General features: G+C 64.4%; 11 protein-coding genes and 1 rRNA gene. 6 read left to right on the top strand and 6 right to left on the bottom strand.

The features are described 5' to 3' along the window. Positions 1–32 precede the first annotated feature (32 nt). The 6 genes from LAN61_03820 to LAN61_03795 form a co-directional block, all read right to left on the bottom strand. The gene (locus LAN61_03820) at positions 33–341 is read right to left on the bottom strand and encodes a SemiSWEET transporter (protein MBZ5539632.1); all 309 of its coding nucleotides are present in this window, start codon (positions 339–341) and stop codon (positions 33–35) included. Positions 342–523: 182 nt separating this feature from the next. Then, a complete protein-coding gene (locus LAN61_03815; protein MBZ5539631.1) occupies positions 524–3,121 on the bottom strand; it encodes a PilZ domain-containing protein in 2,598 nt (865 codons plus the stop codon). Between the two features lie 356 nt (positions 3,122–3,477). After that, the gene (locus LAN61_03810; protein MBZ5539630.1) at positions 3,478–5,751 is read right to left on the bottom strand and encodes a protein kinase; all 2,274 of its coding nucleotides are present in this window, start codon (positions 5,749–5,751) and stop codon (positions 3,478–3,480) included. 288 nt (positions 5,752–6,039) lie between these two features. Then, positions 6,040–7,092: a cytochrome d ubiquinol oxidase subunit II gene (cydB, locus tag LAN61_03805; protein ID MBZ5539629.1), complete on the bottom strand. Its 1,053-nt coding sequence runs from the start codon at positions 7,090–7,092 to the stop codon at positions 6,040–6,042. Between the two features lie 12 nt (positions 7,093–7,104). Further along, the gene (locus LAN61_03800) at positions 7,105–8,436 is read right to left on the bottom strand and encodes a cytochrome ubiquinol oxidase subunit I (GenBank protein ID MBZ5539628.1); all 1,332 of its coding nucleotides are present in this window, start codon (positions 8,434–8,436) and stop codon (positions 7,105–7,107) included. A 592-nt stretch (positions 8,437–9,028) separates the two neighbouring features. After that, positions 9,029–10,566, bottom strand: a 16S ribosomal RNA gene (locus tag LAN61_03795). A 398-nt stretch (positions 10,567–10,964) separates the two neighbouring features. On the opposite strand from LAN61_03795, the gene LAN61_03790 reads away from it, so the two are divergent. The 6 genes from LAN61_03790 to LAN61_03765 all read left to right on the top strand — a co-directional run bounded on the left by LAN61_03790 (position 10,965) and on the right by LAN61_03765 (position 18,083). Beyond that, positions 10,965–11,255, top strand: coding sequence for a hypothetical protein (locus LAN61_03790; protein ID MBZ5539627.1), 291 nt, complete (start codon positions 10,965–10,967; stop codon positions 11,253–11,255). Positions 11,256–11,308: 53 nt separating this feature from the next. Next, a complete protein-coding gene (locus tag LAN61_03785) occupies positions 11,309–12,091 on the top strand; it encodes an SIMPL domain-containing protein (protein ID MBZ5539626.1) in 783 nt (260 codons plus the stop codon). Positions 12,092–12,249: 158 nt separating this feature from the next. Beyond that, the gene (locus LAN61_03780; GenBank protein MBZ5539625.1) at positions 12,250–13,719 is read left to right on the top strand and encodes an amidase; all 1,470 of its coding nucleotides are present in this window, start codon (positions 12,250–12,252) and stop codon (positions 13,717–13,719) included. Positions 13,720–13,908: 189 nt separating this feature from the next. Further along, a complete protein-coding gene (locus LAN61_03775) occupies positions 13,909–15,858 on the top strand; it encodes a radical SAM protein (GenBank protein ID MBZ5539624.1) in 1,950 nt (649 codons plus the stop codon). A 78-nt stretch (positions 15,859–15,936) separates the two neighbouring features. Beyond that, the gene (tilS, locus tag LAN61_03770) at positions 15,937–17,493 is read left to right on the top strand and encodes a tRNA lysidine(34) synthetase TilS (protein MBZ5539623.1); all 1,557 of its coding nucleotides are present in this window, start codon (positions 15,937–15,939) and stop codon (positions 17,491–17,493) included. Beyond that, positions 17,487–18,083, top strand: a complete 597-nt coding sequence (locus LAN61_03765; protein MBZ5539622.1) for a hypoxanthine phosphoribosyltransferase — start codon at positions 17,487–17,489, stop codon at positions 18,081–18,083. Before tilS ends, LAN61_03765 begins: the two co-directional genes overlap by 7 nt. The last annotated feature ends 31 nt before the right edge of the window (positions 18,084–18,114 follow it).

The following is an 18,114-nucleotide window of genomic DNA, read 5'->3' as shown; positions in this document are numbered from 1 at the left end:
AATAGGAATCTTTTGGGGGCGCGGCGAATGGACTACGAAGCAGACACCCCAGCCCTGGCGGCCGGCGGGTGCGCGGCGCGGCGCTCGGCGCGCAGCTTGAGAACCAATGCGGCCAGCACCAGCAGCAGCGTGGCCGCATTGGCCAGGATCACGGCCTCCGCGCGCAGAAGCAGGCCATAGATCAGCCACAGCAGCACGCCGAGCAAGTAGATGTACAGCATGGAGTAGGACAGGTCGCGCCCGCCCTGCTTCCAGATCTTCCAGACCTGGGGCACAAAGGCGCCGGTGGTGCACACCGCGGCGCAATTCCCGACGATGGCAATCCAGGTTTGCACGGTCATTCTTCGCTCTCCTGCCAGAAGCTTGCCGGATTTTCACCTGGCTGTCGAATGAAACGTCGGTGCATACGCTCGGCCCCCGTGCGCAGGACGGCCAAGGGCCGCAGACGCAGGGGCCGGCGTCCGCTTGTGGAGTAGCCCGGTCTATTTTTCCGGGGAAACGCGGGAGAATTCGAGCCGCGCGCTCAGGTATCCAGGTGGCGATGTACCAGGCGACGCAGTTTCTCGCGGTCGTCTTCCTTCATGTGCACGATCTCGATGCCGCTGCCGTCCGGACCGGCGGTGCGCACCACGGCGGTGCAGTGGATCTTGCGCATACCCGCGCGCATCTCCAGCTGGATGGAGTCGCCCACCGCCAGCTTGCGGGGAGATTCCAGATAGGCGCCGCCCAGGCTGATGGTGCGCACGCGCGCGGAGCTGGACTGCGGCCCTGCGATCTGCGCCGTCAGCGGGGATTCCAGGGCCACGCGAGTGTAGCGCCGTGGCACCGGGAACGGCTGGTTCATCTGTCCTAGGGTTTCATAGGCCGCGCGCACGCGCGCGGAAGACGGGCGGTTCTCGATCAGCGCCAGGGCTTCATCGGCCGCGGCGCGCAGCCCGCCGGGCTCGGCATAGCTCAAGCCGTCGCGGCCCTCGGCCAGTTCGTGCAGCAGTCCCACGGCTTCCCCCGCGCGCATGCGGCCGAGGGCCTCGATGGCCTTGATGCGCACAAAAAGATCGCGCAGGACGGTGTGCTCGCCGGCGGCAATCTCCATCAGGGTGGCCAATGCCGTCATCTCCTGGGTCACGCCGATGTGGTCGATCATCATCGGCACGACCAGCGGATGGGCTTCCGCGAGCAGCGCCGAAAAAACGAACGCGGTGCTGACCGCGGAAGCCGCGTTGGCCGGCCGCGCCAGCTCGGATACCGCCAAGTCCTGCAGATTCCATTCCCAGCTCGCCAGCGCACGAGGCAGCGCGCGCAGCAGCCGGTCGGCGTCGGTGGCGGAGAGCAGCTTGATCGCCGCCAGCACGCGTTGCCGGCGCGCTTCATACAGCCGGGCCTCGAGCAAGCCCAGCACCGGCACGCCGATCGCGCGCAGCAGCCGCGCCATGGCCGGCACTTGCTCCTGGCCGCGGGGCTCGGTCAGCAGCAGCGCCAGGCGGTCCAGCAGGCGCTCCGGATCGCGCTGTAGCAGGCGCGGCACGATGGGATCGAGAGCGCGGTTGGCCAGCGCGGCATCCACCAGCAGCAGCCAGCGGTCCTGCGCTACCAGACGTTCCGCCAGCGCCGCCATGTGCCCGTGTTCGCTATCGCGCGGCGCCTTCTCCAGCCCCGCCAGGATCGCTTCGAAACCCGCAAAGTCCGCGCGGGTGACGGCGATGCCGCCCAGCGTCTCCAGGAAAGCCGCCAGCAGCGCCCCGTTCTCGGGGATCGTTTCTTTCTCCAGGGCCGTCAGCGCCCCGCGGCTCAAGTCCTCGGGAAGCTGATTGGGCCACAGAGATTCCAGAAGGGGCGTCAGTTCCACCAGGCCCGCGGCCACCGTACGCCGCGCCAGGGGATCCGTCAGTGCGAGACCTCGTGCATAGTTCAGCAGAATGCTGCGCGCTTCGCGCCGCGGCGCATCGGCTCCGGCGTCCGAAAGATGGCGCAGCGTGCGGCGCAACGCCGAGACCGGCACGCACCAGATCTCCGGCCCGCGCAGCGTCGCGGAGCGTTCCCGTGCCGGCAGCTCCGACCAGAAGCGCTCGATGAGCTGCTCGCGGTGCGCTTCCTTGGCCCATTCCATGGCCAGCGCGGAAAGATGCTGCGAGGCATGCGGACCGCCGTAGGCGCCCGCAGACACCAGTACGTCGCCCAAATGCTGGAACAGCGGCCGCACGCCGGCCGCGGCCAGCGTTCCGGCGGCAAATTCCGCGCCCAGGAATTCCAGCACCAGGCTCTCGGAAAGCCGCAGCAGGTAGGGCTGCGCGCGCTCGGCATCGCGCGGCGCATACTGAGAGATCGTGCTGAAAAGCAGGCGCACGGTGGCCTTGCTGGTCTGTTCCAGCACCGCATGGATGGCCCGCGCCGCGTCCTCCGCGGAAAGCCCGCGCGCCGCTTCCAGCGGCGGCGTCAGGCGGGCCAGCAGGCGCAGCGCGGGTACGAGATCTTCCACGTGCGGCGCGCTGAAGGGCGTGTGATCCCCGCCGTCCTGCGGCGCGCTTCCGCCGTAGGCCACCAGCGCGGCCACCAGGCTCGCCAGCACCGAATCCACGGTCCGCTCACTCTGGGCGTTGACCAGGATTCCTTCCACACAATTCTCCGCCAGGCGCGCCGCCCAGGGGCCCGCACCGCTCTGGTTCATCGCTTTCTCTTCCGCGCGTTGCGGCGGCGCGTGCATCAGGCGCGCGAAGGTGTCCAATTCGCCGACGTGGAATTTTTCTGCGAAGAACAGAGCGTTAATGCCCGCGCGCTGCAGATCGTCCGCCAGCGACGCCAATTCGCCGCGTCCATCCGGCAGCGGCGCCGGGCCCAGCTTGGGCACCAGGACCCCGCCGCGCTCCAGGCGCAGTTCCAGCCCGTTCAGGCTGCCGGCCACGTCGCGCAATGCTTCGTAGGCGGCATCCAGGCTTTCCATCGTCTGCGGGTGGTCTTTCTGATAGAGCCGCGTGGAACGCAGCAGGATCTGCAGAGAGCGTAGCGCACGCTGCACCTTCGCGACGTGCACCTCGCGCCGGCGCGTCTCGCCCATGCGCAGCGGCTCTGCGACCAGCGTCGGCACATCCTCCATCATTGCCGGCAGTTCTTTCATCGGGGACACCGTGAATCCCTGCGCCTGTGTGATTTCTGCTTCCTGGCGCAATATCTGGGCTGCCTTACCTGCATCCCGGACCCTTCCCTGTGTGACCGCCACGCGGTCAACTTCCCTTCTTGCTGCTTCTCAGGCCCCGGCCTGGAAAGCCTGCGAGGACCCCTCCGTCAGCAAATCTGCTGCGGAACAAACAGAGGACTCGCGCTAAGCAAATAGAGCAATTGACCATCCGTAGAGAAATACGGATAAATCCTTTGCCTACACCAAGCAGTATAGCAAGTACTAGAACTATGCTGGGATGCCTGTTCCTAAGTGATACCTGTCGGGTGCTACTTGGGCAGGTTCTGGGGGTGGGGGAGGGATACTTACCGGAACTTTCGCTCGAGCTCGGCGCTGACCTCCACGGTCTGCCCTTCTTGCACGCCCACGAACTTCTTGCTGGGGCGATAGCCGTTCAGAGCGAAAGATACCCAATGGGCTCCTGCGGTCATCTCGACGCGCGCGGGGGCAAATTTGCCGGTGGGCTTACCGTCGATCAGGATCTCCGCGCCGGGCGGGCGGGTTTCCACGTTGACCCAGGCTGGATGGTAGGAGCGCTGCGTGAGCGTGACATCCAATTGTGTCTGAATGTTGTCCTTGAGCTGCACCTGTTCGGAATGGCGCTCATAGCCTTCCAGGCTCACGACGAGATCGTACTGGCCCGGAGCGATGGGCAGTTTCAGGGGTGTTTTCCCGGGTTGTTTCTGGCCATTGACGAACACATCCGCGCCCGGGGGCTGGCTGCGCACATAGATTCCCTGCACCAGCGATTCGAGCGCGAACTTCTTGTCAATCACGGCCCTGGGACGCACCTGCAGATTCGCGCGGACCGCCTGGTAGCCGTCCTTGTTGACCTCCAGGAGGTAGGGCGCCGGGGGCAGATTGTTGAAGCTGCACGGCGTCTGGCAATTGCTGACCAGGATCCCCGCGGCCCCGCGCAAGGTCGCCGTGGCCCCGATTACATCCGTCACCACGTGAATCGCGCCGCGCCCGGTGAGCGGAACGGGATGCTCGCCGGCGGCTTCCGATCCCGGCGCGCTCTCCGCTATGTCGTCGTAGTTGACATCGTCCACGATCTGCACGCTTTTCGGCGCAGAGCGCAGGCTCTCCAGGAGATCGCGATGCTCGCTCGGGCGCAACCGCCCGGTCAGTGTCAGGGTGTTCCCGGTGCCGCCCAGTTTCACGCGGCCGGTTAAACCCCTTTGCGCGATGACTTCTTCCATACGCCCCTTGAATTCTGCGGCCCCGGGGCTCAGGGGACTCCCGGGTCTCTTCAGCGGCGCGCTCGCTGCCGGACTCTCCACGGGCTTCGTCTCGACAGCGCCGGTGCCTGGGCTTGCAGGAAGAGGCGCTGGCAAACTCGCTTCCTTCTCCGTGGATGGGTCCTCCACGGGTACTGGCGGCGTGACAGCCACGGCCGGATTCTTCCCTTCCGCGCGCTGCGCTTCACGCCGTTGCATCAGGTCCTCGAAGAACGGGCGCACACGGTAGCTGCCGAAGATGATCACGCCGAGAAGAAACAGCGCGGCGAGCATCGTTCCCAGCATGCTCTTGGACTTTTGCGGAGGCTCGGCCGGCGCCGCGCGGTGCACGGCAGGCGTTGGCGCCGGACTCGCGGCGCTCGCCGGGCTGGGATCCGGGCGCAGGCGCAGCGGCTGGACGGCCGCCGGGGGCGCAGGCGCTCGGGGCGGCGGGGCGGCGGCACGCGGGGCTCGATGGCCACCGGCTGCCGGAGCAGCGCTCAGGACCATGGTGGATTCCGCACTGCCGCCGACCGAGCGGTAGTTGCGCAAATCCTCGAGCATCTCGTAGCAACTCTGGTAGCGGGCGTTGGGATCTTTGGTCAGAGCCTTCAGGATCACCGCGTCGATCCCGGGATGAATGGAAGGATCAATCTGCCGCGGCGGCTGGGGCTCCTCATTCACGATTTTGTAAATGACCGTGGTGATGTTCTGCCCCGGAAAGGGCTTTTCCCCGGTCATCATCTCGTAGAACATTACGCCCAGCGAAAAGATGTCCGAGCGCCCGTCCACAGCCTTGCCCTTCACCTGTTCCGGGGACATGTAGCTGGGCGTGCCCATGACGTGCGCGGTCTGCTGGGTGCTGCCGAACTGAAGGATCTTGGCGGTGCCGAAGTCCGTCACCTTCACGGTGTCGTCCGCGGTCATCATCAGGTTGGCGGGCTTGATGTCGCGGTGCACGACGTTGCGCTCGTGCGCGAACTGCAGCGCCGAGCAGGTCTGCTCCAGGATGCGCAGCACCCGCGCCAGCGGGAACCGCTGCCCGGATTCCAGCAGGGCCTGCAGGCTCTTGCCCTCCACCAGTTCCATGGTGATGTAGTACAGGCCGTCTTCTTCGCCCGCATCATAGACCACCACGATGTTGGGGTGCGTGAGCAGGCCTGCGGCGCGCGCTTCCGTCTGGAAGCGCTGCAACATCTCGGGCCGCGACAGCCCTGAACCTTCCGCCGAGAGGCGGATAGTCTTGACCGCCACGGTGCGCCCGATCACCGGGTCCAGGGCCTTATAGACGACACCCATGGCGCCGCGGCCCAGTTCGCCCATGATTTCATACCGCCCGGCTTTGTTCGGCGTCCCCATCAGCAATTCAGCAGGAAGGAGAAATCCCCGCTGGCTCTTCCTCTTTTTTCTGTCTCAATCCCTCAGGCGTCTTGCGCGGTGTACCAGCGACACATCGCCCCACTCGGGCTCGGCGCACACCCGAGCTCCCTTCTTGCACCTTACGCACCTGCTTTTCGGTTGGTCAATGCCGCCGCCGTACCTGTGTTTCGCACTTGGCACGTGGCGGAGTCGAACCCCTGCCTCAAAACCGTTGCCGCGGGGAAGCCTCGCTGCTTGCGCTTCGCGCCCCACCCGCGCTGGCCCGGCTCATTCGCCCCAAGAATCCTGTAACTTCTCTTCGGCCTCGATCTTTCCGGCAAACGACCGGTACACGAATGTGAAATATCCGGCCGTCAGGATCATCCCGATGATCCACCAAACCAGCCCGATCTTCAGGCCGTAGGCGCCTGCTTTGGCGCTCGCAATCGTCAGGGCATACACCGGATTCCGCGCCGGCAGCACCATCGGGTACACCCCGAAGACTACGCTCGTCAGCATCCCCACGAGGTACAGGCACGAGGAAAAGAACGCCATGCGCTCCTTCTTCCTCACCAGGTTCCAGCCCACGCCGGCCAGACCCGCCACCGCCAGCAGCGGCAGGAGATAGCCCCATGGCCAGGTCCGGAAATTCAGGGCCACTTGTGGCTGCACGCGCAAGGTCAACGCCGTCACGAGTGCCGTCAGGGCAATCACCGCCCACCACGCCTGTCCCGCGGCGCGGCCCGCGCGCCGGTTCACCACGCCCGCCGTTTTCCACTGCACCCACAGCCCGCCGTGCATCACCAGCGCGGCCAGCGCCAGCACGCCGACCAGGATCGTGTACCAGTCCAGGATCCCGGTCTCCTCGCCCAGCCGGAAATTCGTCCACAGCGGCTCGAAAAAGTACCCGCTCCCATCCAGGGGCACGCCGCGCACGACGTTGCCGAGGGCCGCCCCGTAGAACACGGCCAGCAGCAGGCTCGCGGCGCAGAACAGGAAATCCCACAGCGGGGCCCACACGGCGCTCTCAATGTGGTTGCGGAATTCGATGGCGCTCCCGCGCAGAATCAGCAGCCACAGCACGATCATCAACGGCAGGTAGAATCCGCTGAAACCCGAGGCATACAACGCGGGAAAGGCGAAGTACAGAACCCCACCCGCGGCCAATAGCCACACTTCGTTGCCGTCCCACACCGGGGCAATGCTCGCGAGCACCTGCCGCCGTTCGGCGTCCGTCTTGGCCACCAGCAGGTGAATCGCGCCCGCTCCCAGGTCGAATCCGTCGAGCAGCACGTACATCGCGATCATGATCGCGACGAGGCAGAACCAGATCGTTTCCATTTCGGCTCCTCCTCACTCCGCTACGGTCAGTTCCGGCCCGCGCTCGATCTCGTGGTGGACGAGAAACAGCCACAGGATCGTCAGCACCGCGTACATTCCCATGAACCCCAGCAGCGTGAACCACGCATTCCCCGCGGCCACCCGCGGCGAGATGCCCTTCGCCGTGTGCATCAAGCCGTAGATCAGCCAGGGCTGGCGGCCCAGCTCCGCCGTCATCCACCCGGCGGTATTGGCGATGTACGGCAGCGGTGCGCAAAGCAGCAGCGTCCAGAGCATGGCGCGGGAGGTGTACAGGGTGCCGCGCCATAGCAGCCACGCGGCAATCGCCATCACCGCAAGGAAGATCGTTCCGAGCCCGGCCATGACGTGATAGCTGTAATAGAGCAGGGGAATCTTGTCCGGCCACTGCTCCTCCGGAAAGCTGTCCAGCCCCTTCACGTTCGCGCTCCAGTTTTGATAGGTGAGAAAGCTTAGCGCCCTGGGCACGACCAACGGGTTGTCCAGGCGGCGCTTCTGCACGTCCGGCTGGCCCAGAATCACCAGCGGCGCGCCCTGCTCGGAGACGAACAGCCCTTCCATGGCCGCCAGCGTCGGCGGCTGGTGCTTGGCAATCATCCGGCCCTGCATGTCCCCCGTCGGGAAGATCTGCAGCACGGCGGCGACCGCGCCGACCAGTACGCCCGTTTTCACGAACGTCCGCGCATACTGCTCATGCCGGCTGGTCAGCAGATAGAACGCACCGACCGCGGCCATCACGAAGCACCCGGTCTGCACCGCGCCCACCATGTTGTGCGCGTACTGCCACAGCGCCCACTTGTTCACCACCAATTCCCAAAAGCTGGCGAGCTGAAACTGGCCCTCCGGCCCCAGTGTGTACCCCGTCGGATGCTGCATCCATGCATCGGTGGCCACGATCAGATACCCGGAGAGCCATGATCCCAGCCACACCAGAAAGGCCGCCCACCAATGCCCCACCCGGCCGAGTTTCTTCTCCCCGAATAAAAACAGTCCGAGAAAACTGGACTCCAGGAAAAAGGAAAAGACGCCTTCCATCGCCAGCGTCTGCCCGATGACCCCGCCGGCGCTTTTCGAAAATTCCGCCCAGTTGGTGCCAAACTGAAATTCCATGGGGATGCCCGTCACCACGCCCAGCGCAAAATTGATGCCGAATATTCGCGCCCAGAAACGCGCCGCGCGGTTATAGTGCTCATCGTTGGTGCGCAGCGCCTTGGTCTTCAGATAGACCAGCAACAGCGCCAGCCCCATGGTCAGTTGCGGGAAGATGTAGTGGAACGTGACCGTGAATGCGAAGTGCAGGCGGTGCACGTCGAGGGCTTGGTCCATGATGCCTCCTCGCGTTGTACGGGTATTCTCTGCAGGGCGTCTAGCGTGGCAAGCACCCCTGGCGGGCGCTTCCGGGCCATTCTCGCACTTTTCCGGCTCCGTTCAACACTTTTCGTGCAAGTTTGCGGGTGCGACCCGCTCATCCGGTCGCACTCTGCATCTCGCGGAACGCAGCGGCCGAATCCCGGAGCTTTCTGACGGGCGCCATGCGCAGGCAGACAGGCGCATATGGTCAGTTCACGCCCAATACGCTGAAGATGTAAAGGAAATCGGGGCGGGCACCGCCGCGCGCAAAAAGGGCCGCTGAGTTCTCAGCGGCCCTTTTCCATTCTCCCGAATTGTCTGCGCAAAAAAAAGGGCGGACTGGAAGTCCGCCCTGGAAACTCGATACGTTGAGTGCTCTTTGACCGATACGATCTGCCAGAATCCGCCCGAACCCGCAGCGCTTGCGCGCCGCGAGTAGAGAGTAAAACGAGCCTGCCGCAGACCCGTGAGAGCCTGGAGCAGCCCTCCCAAACAAGCAAGCTTGTCTGGGAAGTGGGCCGTACAAATCCCGCACACCTGCACGGGAAGTACATGCCGTTTTCTTTAGAAAGGAGGTGATCCAGCCGCAGGTTCTCCTACGGCTACCTTGTTACGACTTCACCCCAATCATGAGTCATACCTTGGGCGCCTGCCCCTCTTGCGAGTTAGCGTGGCGACTTCTAGTACAACTCACTTTCGTGATGTGACGGGCGGTGTGTACAAGGCCCGGGAACGTATTCACGGCGTCGATCTGATACGCCATTACTAGCGATTCCAGCTTCATGCAGTCGAGTTGCAGACTGCAATCCGAACTGAGCAGAGTTTTCTCCGATTAGCTCCCCCTCGCGGGTTGGCAACGGTTTGTACCCTGCATTGTAACACGTGTGTAGCCCTGGACATAAAGGCCATGCGGACTTGACGTCATCCCCACCTTCCTCTCCGTTATCCGGAGCAGTCCACGTAGAGTTCCCTCCTTGCGGAGTGGCAACTACGTGCAGGGGTTGCGCTCGTTGCGGGACTTAACCCAACACCTCACGGCACGAGCTGACGACAGCCATGCAGCGCCTCCACACAGGTCCCTTGCGGGAAGTCCCTATTTCTAGGGATGGTCCGGTGCGCTTCGAGCCCAGGTAAGGTTCCTCGCGTAGCGTCGAATTGAACCACATGTTCCACCGCTTGTGCGGGCCCCCGTCAATTCCTTTGAGTTTCAGTCTTGCGACCGTACTCCCCAGGTGCAGGACTTAACGCGTTAGCTCCGGGACGTCTCGCGAACACGAGACACCCCAAGTCCTGATCGTTTAGGGCTAGGACTACCAGGGTATCTAATCCTGTTTGCTCCCCTAGCTTTCGTTCCTCAGCGTCAGTAGTGGTCCAGCGTGCCGCTTTCGCCACGGGTGTTCCTGCAGATATCTACGCATTTCACCGCTACACCTGCAATTCCACACGCCTCTCCCACACTCGAGCACAGCAGTTTCGGAAGCAGCCTCTGGGTTGAGCCCAGAGATTTCACTCCCGACTTGCCGCACCGCCTACGAACCCTTTACACCCAGTAATTCCGAGCAACGCTGGCCCCCTACGTATTACCGCGGCTGCTGGCACGTAGTTAGCCGGGGCTTCTTATACCCGTACCGTCACTCCCCTTGCGGGGCATTCGTCCGGGTCGAAAGGGGTTTACACTCCGAGAAGCTTCATCCCCCACGCGGCGTCGCTGCGTCAGGCTTTCGCCCATTGCGCAATATTCCCCACTGCTGCCTCCCGTAGGAGTCTGGACCGTGTCTCAGTTCCAGTGTGGCTGGCCATCCTCTCAGACCAGCTAACGATCATAGCCTTGGTAGGCCGTTACCCTACCAACTAGCTAATCGTGCGCGGGCTCCTCCTCCGACGACTTACGCCTTTGAAACCAGGGACCGAGGTCCCCGGAATATTATGCGGAATTAGCCCCGCTTTCGCGGGGTTATTCCCCATCGGAGGGCAGATTGCCCACGTGTTACTCACCCGTGCGCCGTGCGCCCACTCCTGTATTGCTACAGAAGCTACGCACTCGACTTGCATGTGTTAAGCACGCCGCCAGCGTTCGCTCTGAGCCAGGATCAAACTCTCGTTTGAAACCTGTCGCCTGGACAAATAAAAAACTCCGGTTTGCACCGGAGCCAGCCTGTCCAAGCAAATTGTTGATCGCTCGATTTACTACTCAGACCATTCGGGCTCGAAAAGCCGAATGGTTTCGAACGGATTCTGGCACATCGTATCGGTTGTCAAAGAGCAAGGCCCCCCTGTCCTGCAGAAAGGCGTACTGACAAACAGTGACTATACGGAAGAGATGCGACGTTGTCAACATCTCTCTCGGCTCTTTTCCGTTTTCCACAGATGTTGTGGGAACTCGTCAAAGAAGCGTCTTACAGCTTTCCGCAAGACGCATAGCCAACTTGGACATGTTAGCATGTCCCTCCGGAAAAAGCCAGCCCGGAGGTAGACCGCTTCGCGGTCACATATAATCAATGACCATGACCAAAATCACGCGCCGCGAGTTTTCCCGCCGCGCAGCCGTCGCCGCAGCGGTGCCCCTGGCCACAACATGGCTGGCCTTCCCGCAGGAAGCCCCGAAACCGCAAAGCGCGCCAGCGCCCAGCGCAGGCCGCGCCGCAGAACTGCAGACAAAAGCGGAGGCGGAGCGCCAGGAGGTGGCCGCGGCGCTGCACGCCAAGCCCCTGCCTTACGATCTCGAGCCCGCCTTCGTCTTCGCCGCCAAACCACGCGAGAAGAAAAGGCAGGGAAGCAAGGAACTTCAGAGGTAGAGGAGTGAAGTAAGGACTGAAGCGGCAGCAATCCTCGAGTACTGGAGGCTTTCATGAAGCGACCTATCTCATCTCTGGGTTTCCTGGTTTTATTCTCCCTCTTTTTCCTGCCGCACACAGCGGGGGCGCAAAACCCGGAAGTGAAATTTATCGCCGATACGCTAGTGGTACAGGCCGACGGCACTTACGAAGCCGATCCGGACCTCGCCATTCTGACCTTCGACATCAGCGCACAGGAAAAAGAGCTGAAGCTGGCCTACGACAAGGCCACCCAGTCTATGCGCAAGATCGTGGACCTGGCTGAACGCAATGGTCTCAAGAAAGATGACATCTCCATGGGCGTGCTCACCGTGCAGCCCTTCTACGAAGGCGACCGCAAAAAACGCGCGCGCTCCTACCGCGTCAGCGGCCGTCTCGTGCTCAGGGTGAGAGACTTTTCCAAGCTCGGAACCCTCCTGGACGAATCCATCCAGGATGGAATCGCCGATTTCCGCTCGCTGACTTACTCGCTGGCTGACGAAGAAGCCGCCAAGCAAAAAGCCGTCGCCGAAGCTATGAAACGCGCCATCGGGCGCGCCAGCGCGGCGCTCGAGCAGAAGGGCCAGAAGGTCGGAGCTCTGCGCTTTGCCAATCTAGACGTGAAACAGATCGTCGGCGTCTCCCGCATGGATGCCTATACGATGGCGGAATACAACACCCTGCAAGCCATCGAAGTCGCCGATAGCGGCGGAATGTTTAGCAAGAATAAGAGAGCTGCTGCTCCTCCTCCGCCAGTGCCGCAGCCGGAGAAAATCACGGTGAGCGCGACGGTTCAGTGCGCATTTCAGATTCAGTAGCAAAGGGCGCCGCCAGCCCGTTTGACCGGGGAATCATCCTCCGTCCCGGGCAGGCGATTTCAATCCCGTTGTCATCCTGAGGGCTGCGCCCTTTACAGCCCGAAGGATCTCAACTGTGACGCACCACGGACTCATCTGACGGTACAAGGAGAAGCGGCATGGTCGGCGAGGACATCCTCTATCTGAGCGTGCAAGAACTGGGCAAGCTGATCCAGGAGCGTAAGATTTCGCCGGTGGAGCTGGCCGAAGCCACTCTCGCGCGCCTCGAGCAACTGGGGCCGAAGCTCGGCGCCGTGGCCACCATCACCCGCGAGCGCGCCCTGGACGAAGCGCGCATTGCCGAGCGTGAAATCGCCGCCGGGAACTCCCGCGGGCCGCTGCATGGCATTCCCTACGGCGCGAAGGACCTCCTGGCCACCCGCGGCATTCCCACCACCTGGGGTGCGCCGCCCTTCCGGAACCAGGTCTTCGACCACGACGCCACCGTGGTGCGCAAGCTGCGCGAAGCCGGCGCCATCCTCGTCGCCAAACTGGCCATGATCGAACTGGCGGGCGGCGGCGGCTACAACAGCGGCTACGCCTCGCTGCAGGGCGCCGCGCGCTGCCCCTACAACCTCGCGCACTGGGCCGGTGGCAGCTCCAGCGGGCCGGGCGCGGCCGTGCCCCCGGGGCTGGTGGCCTTCGCCATCGGCTCGGAGACGCTCGGCTCGATCATCACTCCCAGCGCATTTTCCGGCGTGAGCGGCCTGCGACCCACCTACGGCCGCGTGAGCCGCCACGGCGCCATGGCCCTCTCCTGGACCATGGATAAGCTCGGCCCCATGTGCCGCAGCGCGCTGGACTGCGGGCTGGTGCTCAACGCCATCGCCGGCGAGGACCCCAGCGACGCCACCTCCAGCCAGGTGCCTTTTTTCTGGTGGCCGCCGAACGACGAAAAGCGCGCCCGCTCGCTCTCCCGCAAAACCCTGGGCGTGGTGCGCCCGGACTTCACCGCCCACGGCGATCCGGAAGTGGGCGCGGCGTTCGATGCAGCCTGCGCCGTGCTGCGTTCGCTGGGCGCCAAACTCGAGCCGTTGGAGTTGCCGGAGCTCCCCTACGGGGCGGTGGCGGAAGCCCTGTACATGGCGGAGGCCGGCTCCATCTTCCGCCCCTTCATCGAGAGCGGGCGCGTGGACGAGCTGATCGACGACACGCAGCGCGCAGGCTTGCGTTCCACGCTGGGATTGACCGCCGCGGATTATCTCGATGCCTTCCGCATCCGCACGCAGATTCAGACGGAAGTGGCCCGGCTGTTTGAGAAGTACGACGCGCTGGTGGCCCCCAGCCGCATCGCGCCCGCGCCGCCGCTGGATCGCAACTTCGATGCTCCGGCTCCCGGGAAAAAAGACCAGGCGGCGGAGAAGAAAACGGAAGCGCCGCCGCCCAGCATCCAGAAGTGGAACGTCATTGGCATGTCCAACGTCGCGGGCTTGCCGGCCATTTCCGTGCCCTGCGGCTTCACCAGGGAAAAGAACCTGCCCATGGGCATCCAGTTCGTGGGCGATGCTTTCCGCGAGGATACTTGCATCGAGTGCGCCCACGCCTACCAGTTGGCCACCGACTGGCATCAGCGCCGGCCAAACGTGTGAGCGGCAGCGACTCGTGACTGGCGAAGAACACGCTGGCGGGCCTCCCCTCTGCAAGACGGTTTCGACATTAGAAAGAACTCTTCTCCGGTGCGCGATTCGTCTTGCCGCCTCCCGCCTGGGCGCGTAAACTTAGGTCGGATTCAAGATTCCCCTTCGTCAAAGAAAGCCGCCTTCGCAGCAATCGCATCTATGGTACGCAACGTTCAGCTTTACCTCATCAAGCCCACGCAATACGACGACGACGGCTACGTCGTCCGCCACTGGCGCGGCGTATTGCCCAGCAACACCCTGGCCTGCCTGGCCGGTCTGACCGAAGAGGTCGTGGCCCAGAAGCGCCTCGGTGAGGACGTACGCGTCCAGGTGCACCTCTTCGACGAAACCGTGGACAAGGTTCCGGTGAAGCGCATCTGCCGCTCGCAGCGCAACGCGCACACCAGGACCATCGTCTGCCTCGCCGGCGTGCAGACCAACCAGTTTCCCCGCGCCGTGGACCTGGCGCGTGTCTTCCGCCGCGCCGGCCTCACCGTGCTGATCGGCGGCTTCCACGTCAGCGGCTATCTGGCCCTGCTCCCGGCGATCCCGCCGGACATCCAGCAACTCCTGGACGAAGGCGTAACCATCGTGAAGGGCGAGGTCGAGGAGACCTGGGGCGACCTGCTCGCGGACGCGGTGCACGGCCGCCTGCGGCCGCTCTACGACTTCCTCAACGACAAGCCCGACCTTTACGAAAAACCCATCCCCGTGGTGCGCAAGAAGTATCTGCGCAAGTTCGTGGCCCCGAATTTTGGCACGCTGGATTGCGGGCGCGGCTGCCCCTTCGAATGCACCTTCTGCACCATCATTAACGTGCAGGGGCGCAAGATGCGCTTCCGCTCCGCCGAGCACATCGCCGCGGCCCTGCGCCGCAACTTCCGCGATCACGGCATCACCTTCTATTTCTTCACCGACGACAACTTCGCCCGCAACAAGAACTGGGAAGCCATCTTCGACGCGCTGATCCGCCTGCGCGAGGAAGAAAAAATTCCCGTCGAGTTCATGATGCAGGTGGACGTGCTCTCCTGGAAGATCAAGAACTTCGTCGGCAAGGCGCGGCGCGCCGGCTGCATCAACGTCTTCATCGGCATGGAGAGCGTCAACCCCGCCAACCTCGCCGCCGCGGGCAAGAACCAGAACCACGTACACGAGTACGCGCAGCTCATCGAGGCCTACCGCACCTCCGACATCTCCACGCACGTCGGCTACATCGTCGGCTTCCCCCACGACACGGCGGAATCGGTGCGCCGCGACGTGGAATTCCTCAAGCACACGGTGCGCCCCGATCACGCCTCTTTCTTCATGCTCATGCCCCTGCCCGGCTCCATGGACCATCTGCACACGGCCCGCCGCGGCGAATGGATGCACCCCGATTTCAATCTCTACGACTCGCACCACGAGGTCACCGCGCATCCGCACATGAAAGACGGCGCGTGGCGCGCCAGCTATTTCGAAGCCTGGAACAATTTCTACAGCTTCGAAAACATGAAGGAGCTGCTGCAGCGCGGTCCCCGCGCCAACTACTGGAACAATTTCCTGCGCTTCCTGTGGTACCGCAACTCCATCCTCACCGAGGGCCGCCATCCCATGATGTGCGGCTTCTTCCGCCTGAAAGGGCGCAAGAACCGCCGCCCGGGCTTTCCTATCCTTTCGCGCTGGGAATACTTCAAGACCCGCGCCAGGGAGATTCGCGCGGACCTCCGGGGCATGCTGCGCATCCTGACCGAGATGGAAGAGCTGTGGCTGCAGACGCGCCACCCCTCCGAAGCCGAGCAGCGCGTCGTGGAAGAGCTCACCAGGATTCGCGCCGCCTACGGCCGGCTGAAGCCAGCGGATCTGCAGGCCGCCTACCGGCGCGCCAAGGCGCACTTCCCTTCGCTGCACGTGCCCTCCAAGCTGCATCTCTTCTGGGCCAAGTGGAGCCCGCTGCTGGTGCCCGGCAAGGTGTACACGCGCCGGGATCTCGCGGCCTTCTGGAGCACGGTGCGGGAGCGCTGGAGCGAGCGGCGCTGGGTGCGCATCCCCGTGCTCCAGCTTCCCTTCAACCTGCTGCGCGACGCCCAGCTCCTCGTGATCTTCTTCTTCCACATGACCCGCACGCGCTAGTTCCCGCTCCGCCGCTTGCTGCGGAGGAGGAATACTCGACCTACCCGGCCGGCGTTGCTACGATAGCTGCGGAGCGCCATGCCCCCGAAAAAGCCATCGCCGAAACGCGCGCGCACCGAAAGCCCCGGGCGCAACGACCTGGTGCGCCGCGTGCTGCACGCGCTCCAGCGCCGGGAGATGCTGCGCCCCGGCGACCGCGTCGCCGTGGCCGTTTCCGGCGGCGCCGATTCCGTGGCCCTCCTGCTCCTGCTCGAAGAGCTGCGCGAGCGGCTGGGCATCGTGCTCAGCGTCGCGCACTTCAATCACCAGCTGCGCGGCAAGGCTTCCGACGCGGACGAAAAGTTCGTGGCCCGCCTCGCCGCGGCCCGCGCGCTTCCCTTTCACGTGCACCGCGCGGACGTGGCCGCGGAGGCCCGGCGGCGGCGCGGCAATCTCGAAGACGCGGCGCGGCGCCTGCGCTACGAATTCTTCGTGCGCCTGGTGCAGGAGGGCCACGCCGAGCGCGTCGCCGTGGCCCACACCGCCGACGACCAGGCGGAGACCGTCCTGGCGCACATCCTGCGCGGCACGGGACTGGCCGGCCTCGGCGGCATCCATCCGGTGGTGGGCCACGTGGTGCGCCCGCTGCTCGAGCTGCGCCGCGCGGAGCTGCGCGCCTATCTGCGGGCGCGCAAACAGCGCTGGCGCGAGGACGTCACCAATCTGGACCTGACGCGCCTGCGCGCGCGCATTCGCCGCAAGCTGCTGCCGCTGCTGGAGCGGAAATTCCAGCCCGCCGTCGTCGCGCACCTGACCGCCCTGGCGGAGCGCGCCCGCGAGGACGAGGCCTTCCTCGAAGCCCTGGCGGCGGAGCGCATGGCGGCGCTAGCCCAGCGCGAAGAGAATGCGGTGCGCATCCGCACCGCGGATCTGCTGCTGCCGTGGAAGAAAGAAAAAGGACTCGACACCGTTGACCGCCTCGCGGTCACGCATGCAGAAGGCGCCGGGATCACGGAGAAAGAAAGAGCAGCGACGGCGCGGGCGCTGAGCAAGCGCCTGCTGCGGCGCATCGTCGAGAGCGTGAAGCAGCGCCCCGGCCAGCTCACTGCGCAGCACCTCGAAGCGCTCTTGCGTCTGGCCGAACACGGCCCCAGCGGCAACGTACTGCAGCTGCCGGGCGGCGTGGAAGCGCGGCGCGATCTGGACGCCATCGTGCTCCGCGGGCCCTCCGTGGCGTCCGCTGCTGGCCCGGCGGCGCTGGAATTTGCCTATCCGGTGCATCTCGGAGCGGGCGGCGCCACCGTGACCGTGCCGCAACTGCACCGCGTCTTCCATCTCACGGTGATTGACTGGCCTGCGCAGAGGGGAGAAACTAGGGAGGTAGCGGCGGTGTTGGACCGCAACCGGCTCCGTGAACCACTCCTTTTGCGGAACTGGCGGCCCGGGGATGCCTTTCGCCCCGCGGGCCACCAGCAGCCGCACAAACTGAAGCGCCTGTTCCTGGAAAAGCGCATCAGCCGGTGGGCACGCGAGGGCTGGCCGGTCCTGACGAGCGGCGGAGCGATCGCGTGGGTCCGCGGCTTTCCGGTCGCCGCAGAATTCGCACCGGATGCACGTACCCAGGTTGGGATCGTAATCGCCGAGGAATCATGCTGAGCAGCCGTTCGCGCGCGGGCTATTCCGCGCCACGCATCGCCAAACAGGTGGCCGCCCTGGGCAAAGCCATTCACAGGGACTACCGCGGCCGCCGCTTGGACGTGGTCATCACCATGGACCGCGGCTTCATTTTTGCCGCCGATCTCGTCCGCCACCTGCCCGGGCCGGTGACCTGTCACTTTGTTTCCGCGGACGTGCGCGACGTCAGGCACAATAACCGCCCCCTGCGCGAAGTTTTCTTCGGCAAGCGGCCCGACCTCCGCGGCCGGGACGTCCTGCTGGTGGATGTGGTGATCGAAAGCGGCGTGACCCAGGAATTTCTCCTGCGCCGCCTGGGCGAAAGCCGGCCCCGCTCGTTGCGCCTGGCCGTGCTTCTGGACAAGCCGGCGCGGCGCCACGTCAGCCTGGAGCCGGATTACTTTGGCTTCCGAACTGCATCTAATCAAGTATGGGTGGGGTACGGTCTGCCCGCGCCCAATGGCTTGGGGCGCAACCTGCCGGCTTTGGCGGCCGGCGGCGCGTTGACCGCTTCGCGGTCACGCATACAACAGAAGAGCACGCGCCGTGGAAAAAATCGCGGCCGCAAGTGAGTTGCCGGGTAAAATAGTAAGATGGAGCCAG

This window comes from Terriglobia bacterium, from assembly GCA_020072785.1.
Classification (GTDB): Bacteria; Acidobacteriota; Terriglobia; order Acidiferrales; family UBA7541; genus Acidiferrum.
This window is presented reverse-complemented; position numbering and strand designations above follow the sequence as displayed.

Bases quoted from the DNA above. Each gene is read 5' to 3' on its own strand.
- LAN61_03820 (MBZ5539632.1), bottom strand. From the start codon at position 341: ATGACCGTGCAAACCTGGATTGCCATCGTCGGGAATTGCGCCGCGGTG.
- LAN61_03810 (MBZ5539630.1), bottom strand. From the start codon at position 5,751: ATGGGGACGCCGAACAAAGCCGGGCGGTATGAAATCATGGGCGAACTG.
- cydB (MBZ5539629.1), bottom strand. From the start codon at position 7,092: ATGGAAACGATCTGGTTCTGCCTCGTCGCGATCATGATCGCGATGTAC.
- LAN61_03800 (MBZ5539628.1), bottom strand. From the start codon at position 8,436: ATGGACCAAGCCCTCGACGTGCACCGCCTGCACTTCGCATTCACGGTC.
- LAN61_03790 (MBZ5539627.1), top strand. From the start codon at position 10,965: ATGACCAAAATCACGCGCCGCGAGTTTTCCCGCCGCGCAGCCGTCGCC.
- LAN61_03785 (MBZ5539626.1), top strand. From the start codon at position 11,309: ATGAAGCGACCTATCTCATCTCTGGGTTTCCTGGTTTTATTCTCCCTC.
- LAN61_03780 (MBZ5539625.1), top strand. From the start codon at position 12,250: ATGGTCGGCGAGGACATCCTCTATCTGAGCGTGCAAGAACTGGGCAAG.
- LAN61_03775 (MBZ5539624.1), top strand. From the start codon at position 13,909: ATGGTACGCAACGTTCAGCTTTACCTCATCAAGCCCACGCAATACGAC.
- tilS (MBZ5539623.1), top strand. From the start codon at position 15,937: ATGCCCCCGAAAAAGCCATCGCCGAAACGCGCGCGCACCGAAAGCCCC.
- LAN61_03765 (MBZ5539622.1), top strand. From the start codon at position 17,487: ATGCTGAGCAGCCGTTCGCGCGCGGGCTATTCCGCGCCACGCATCGCC.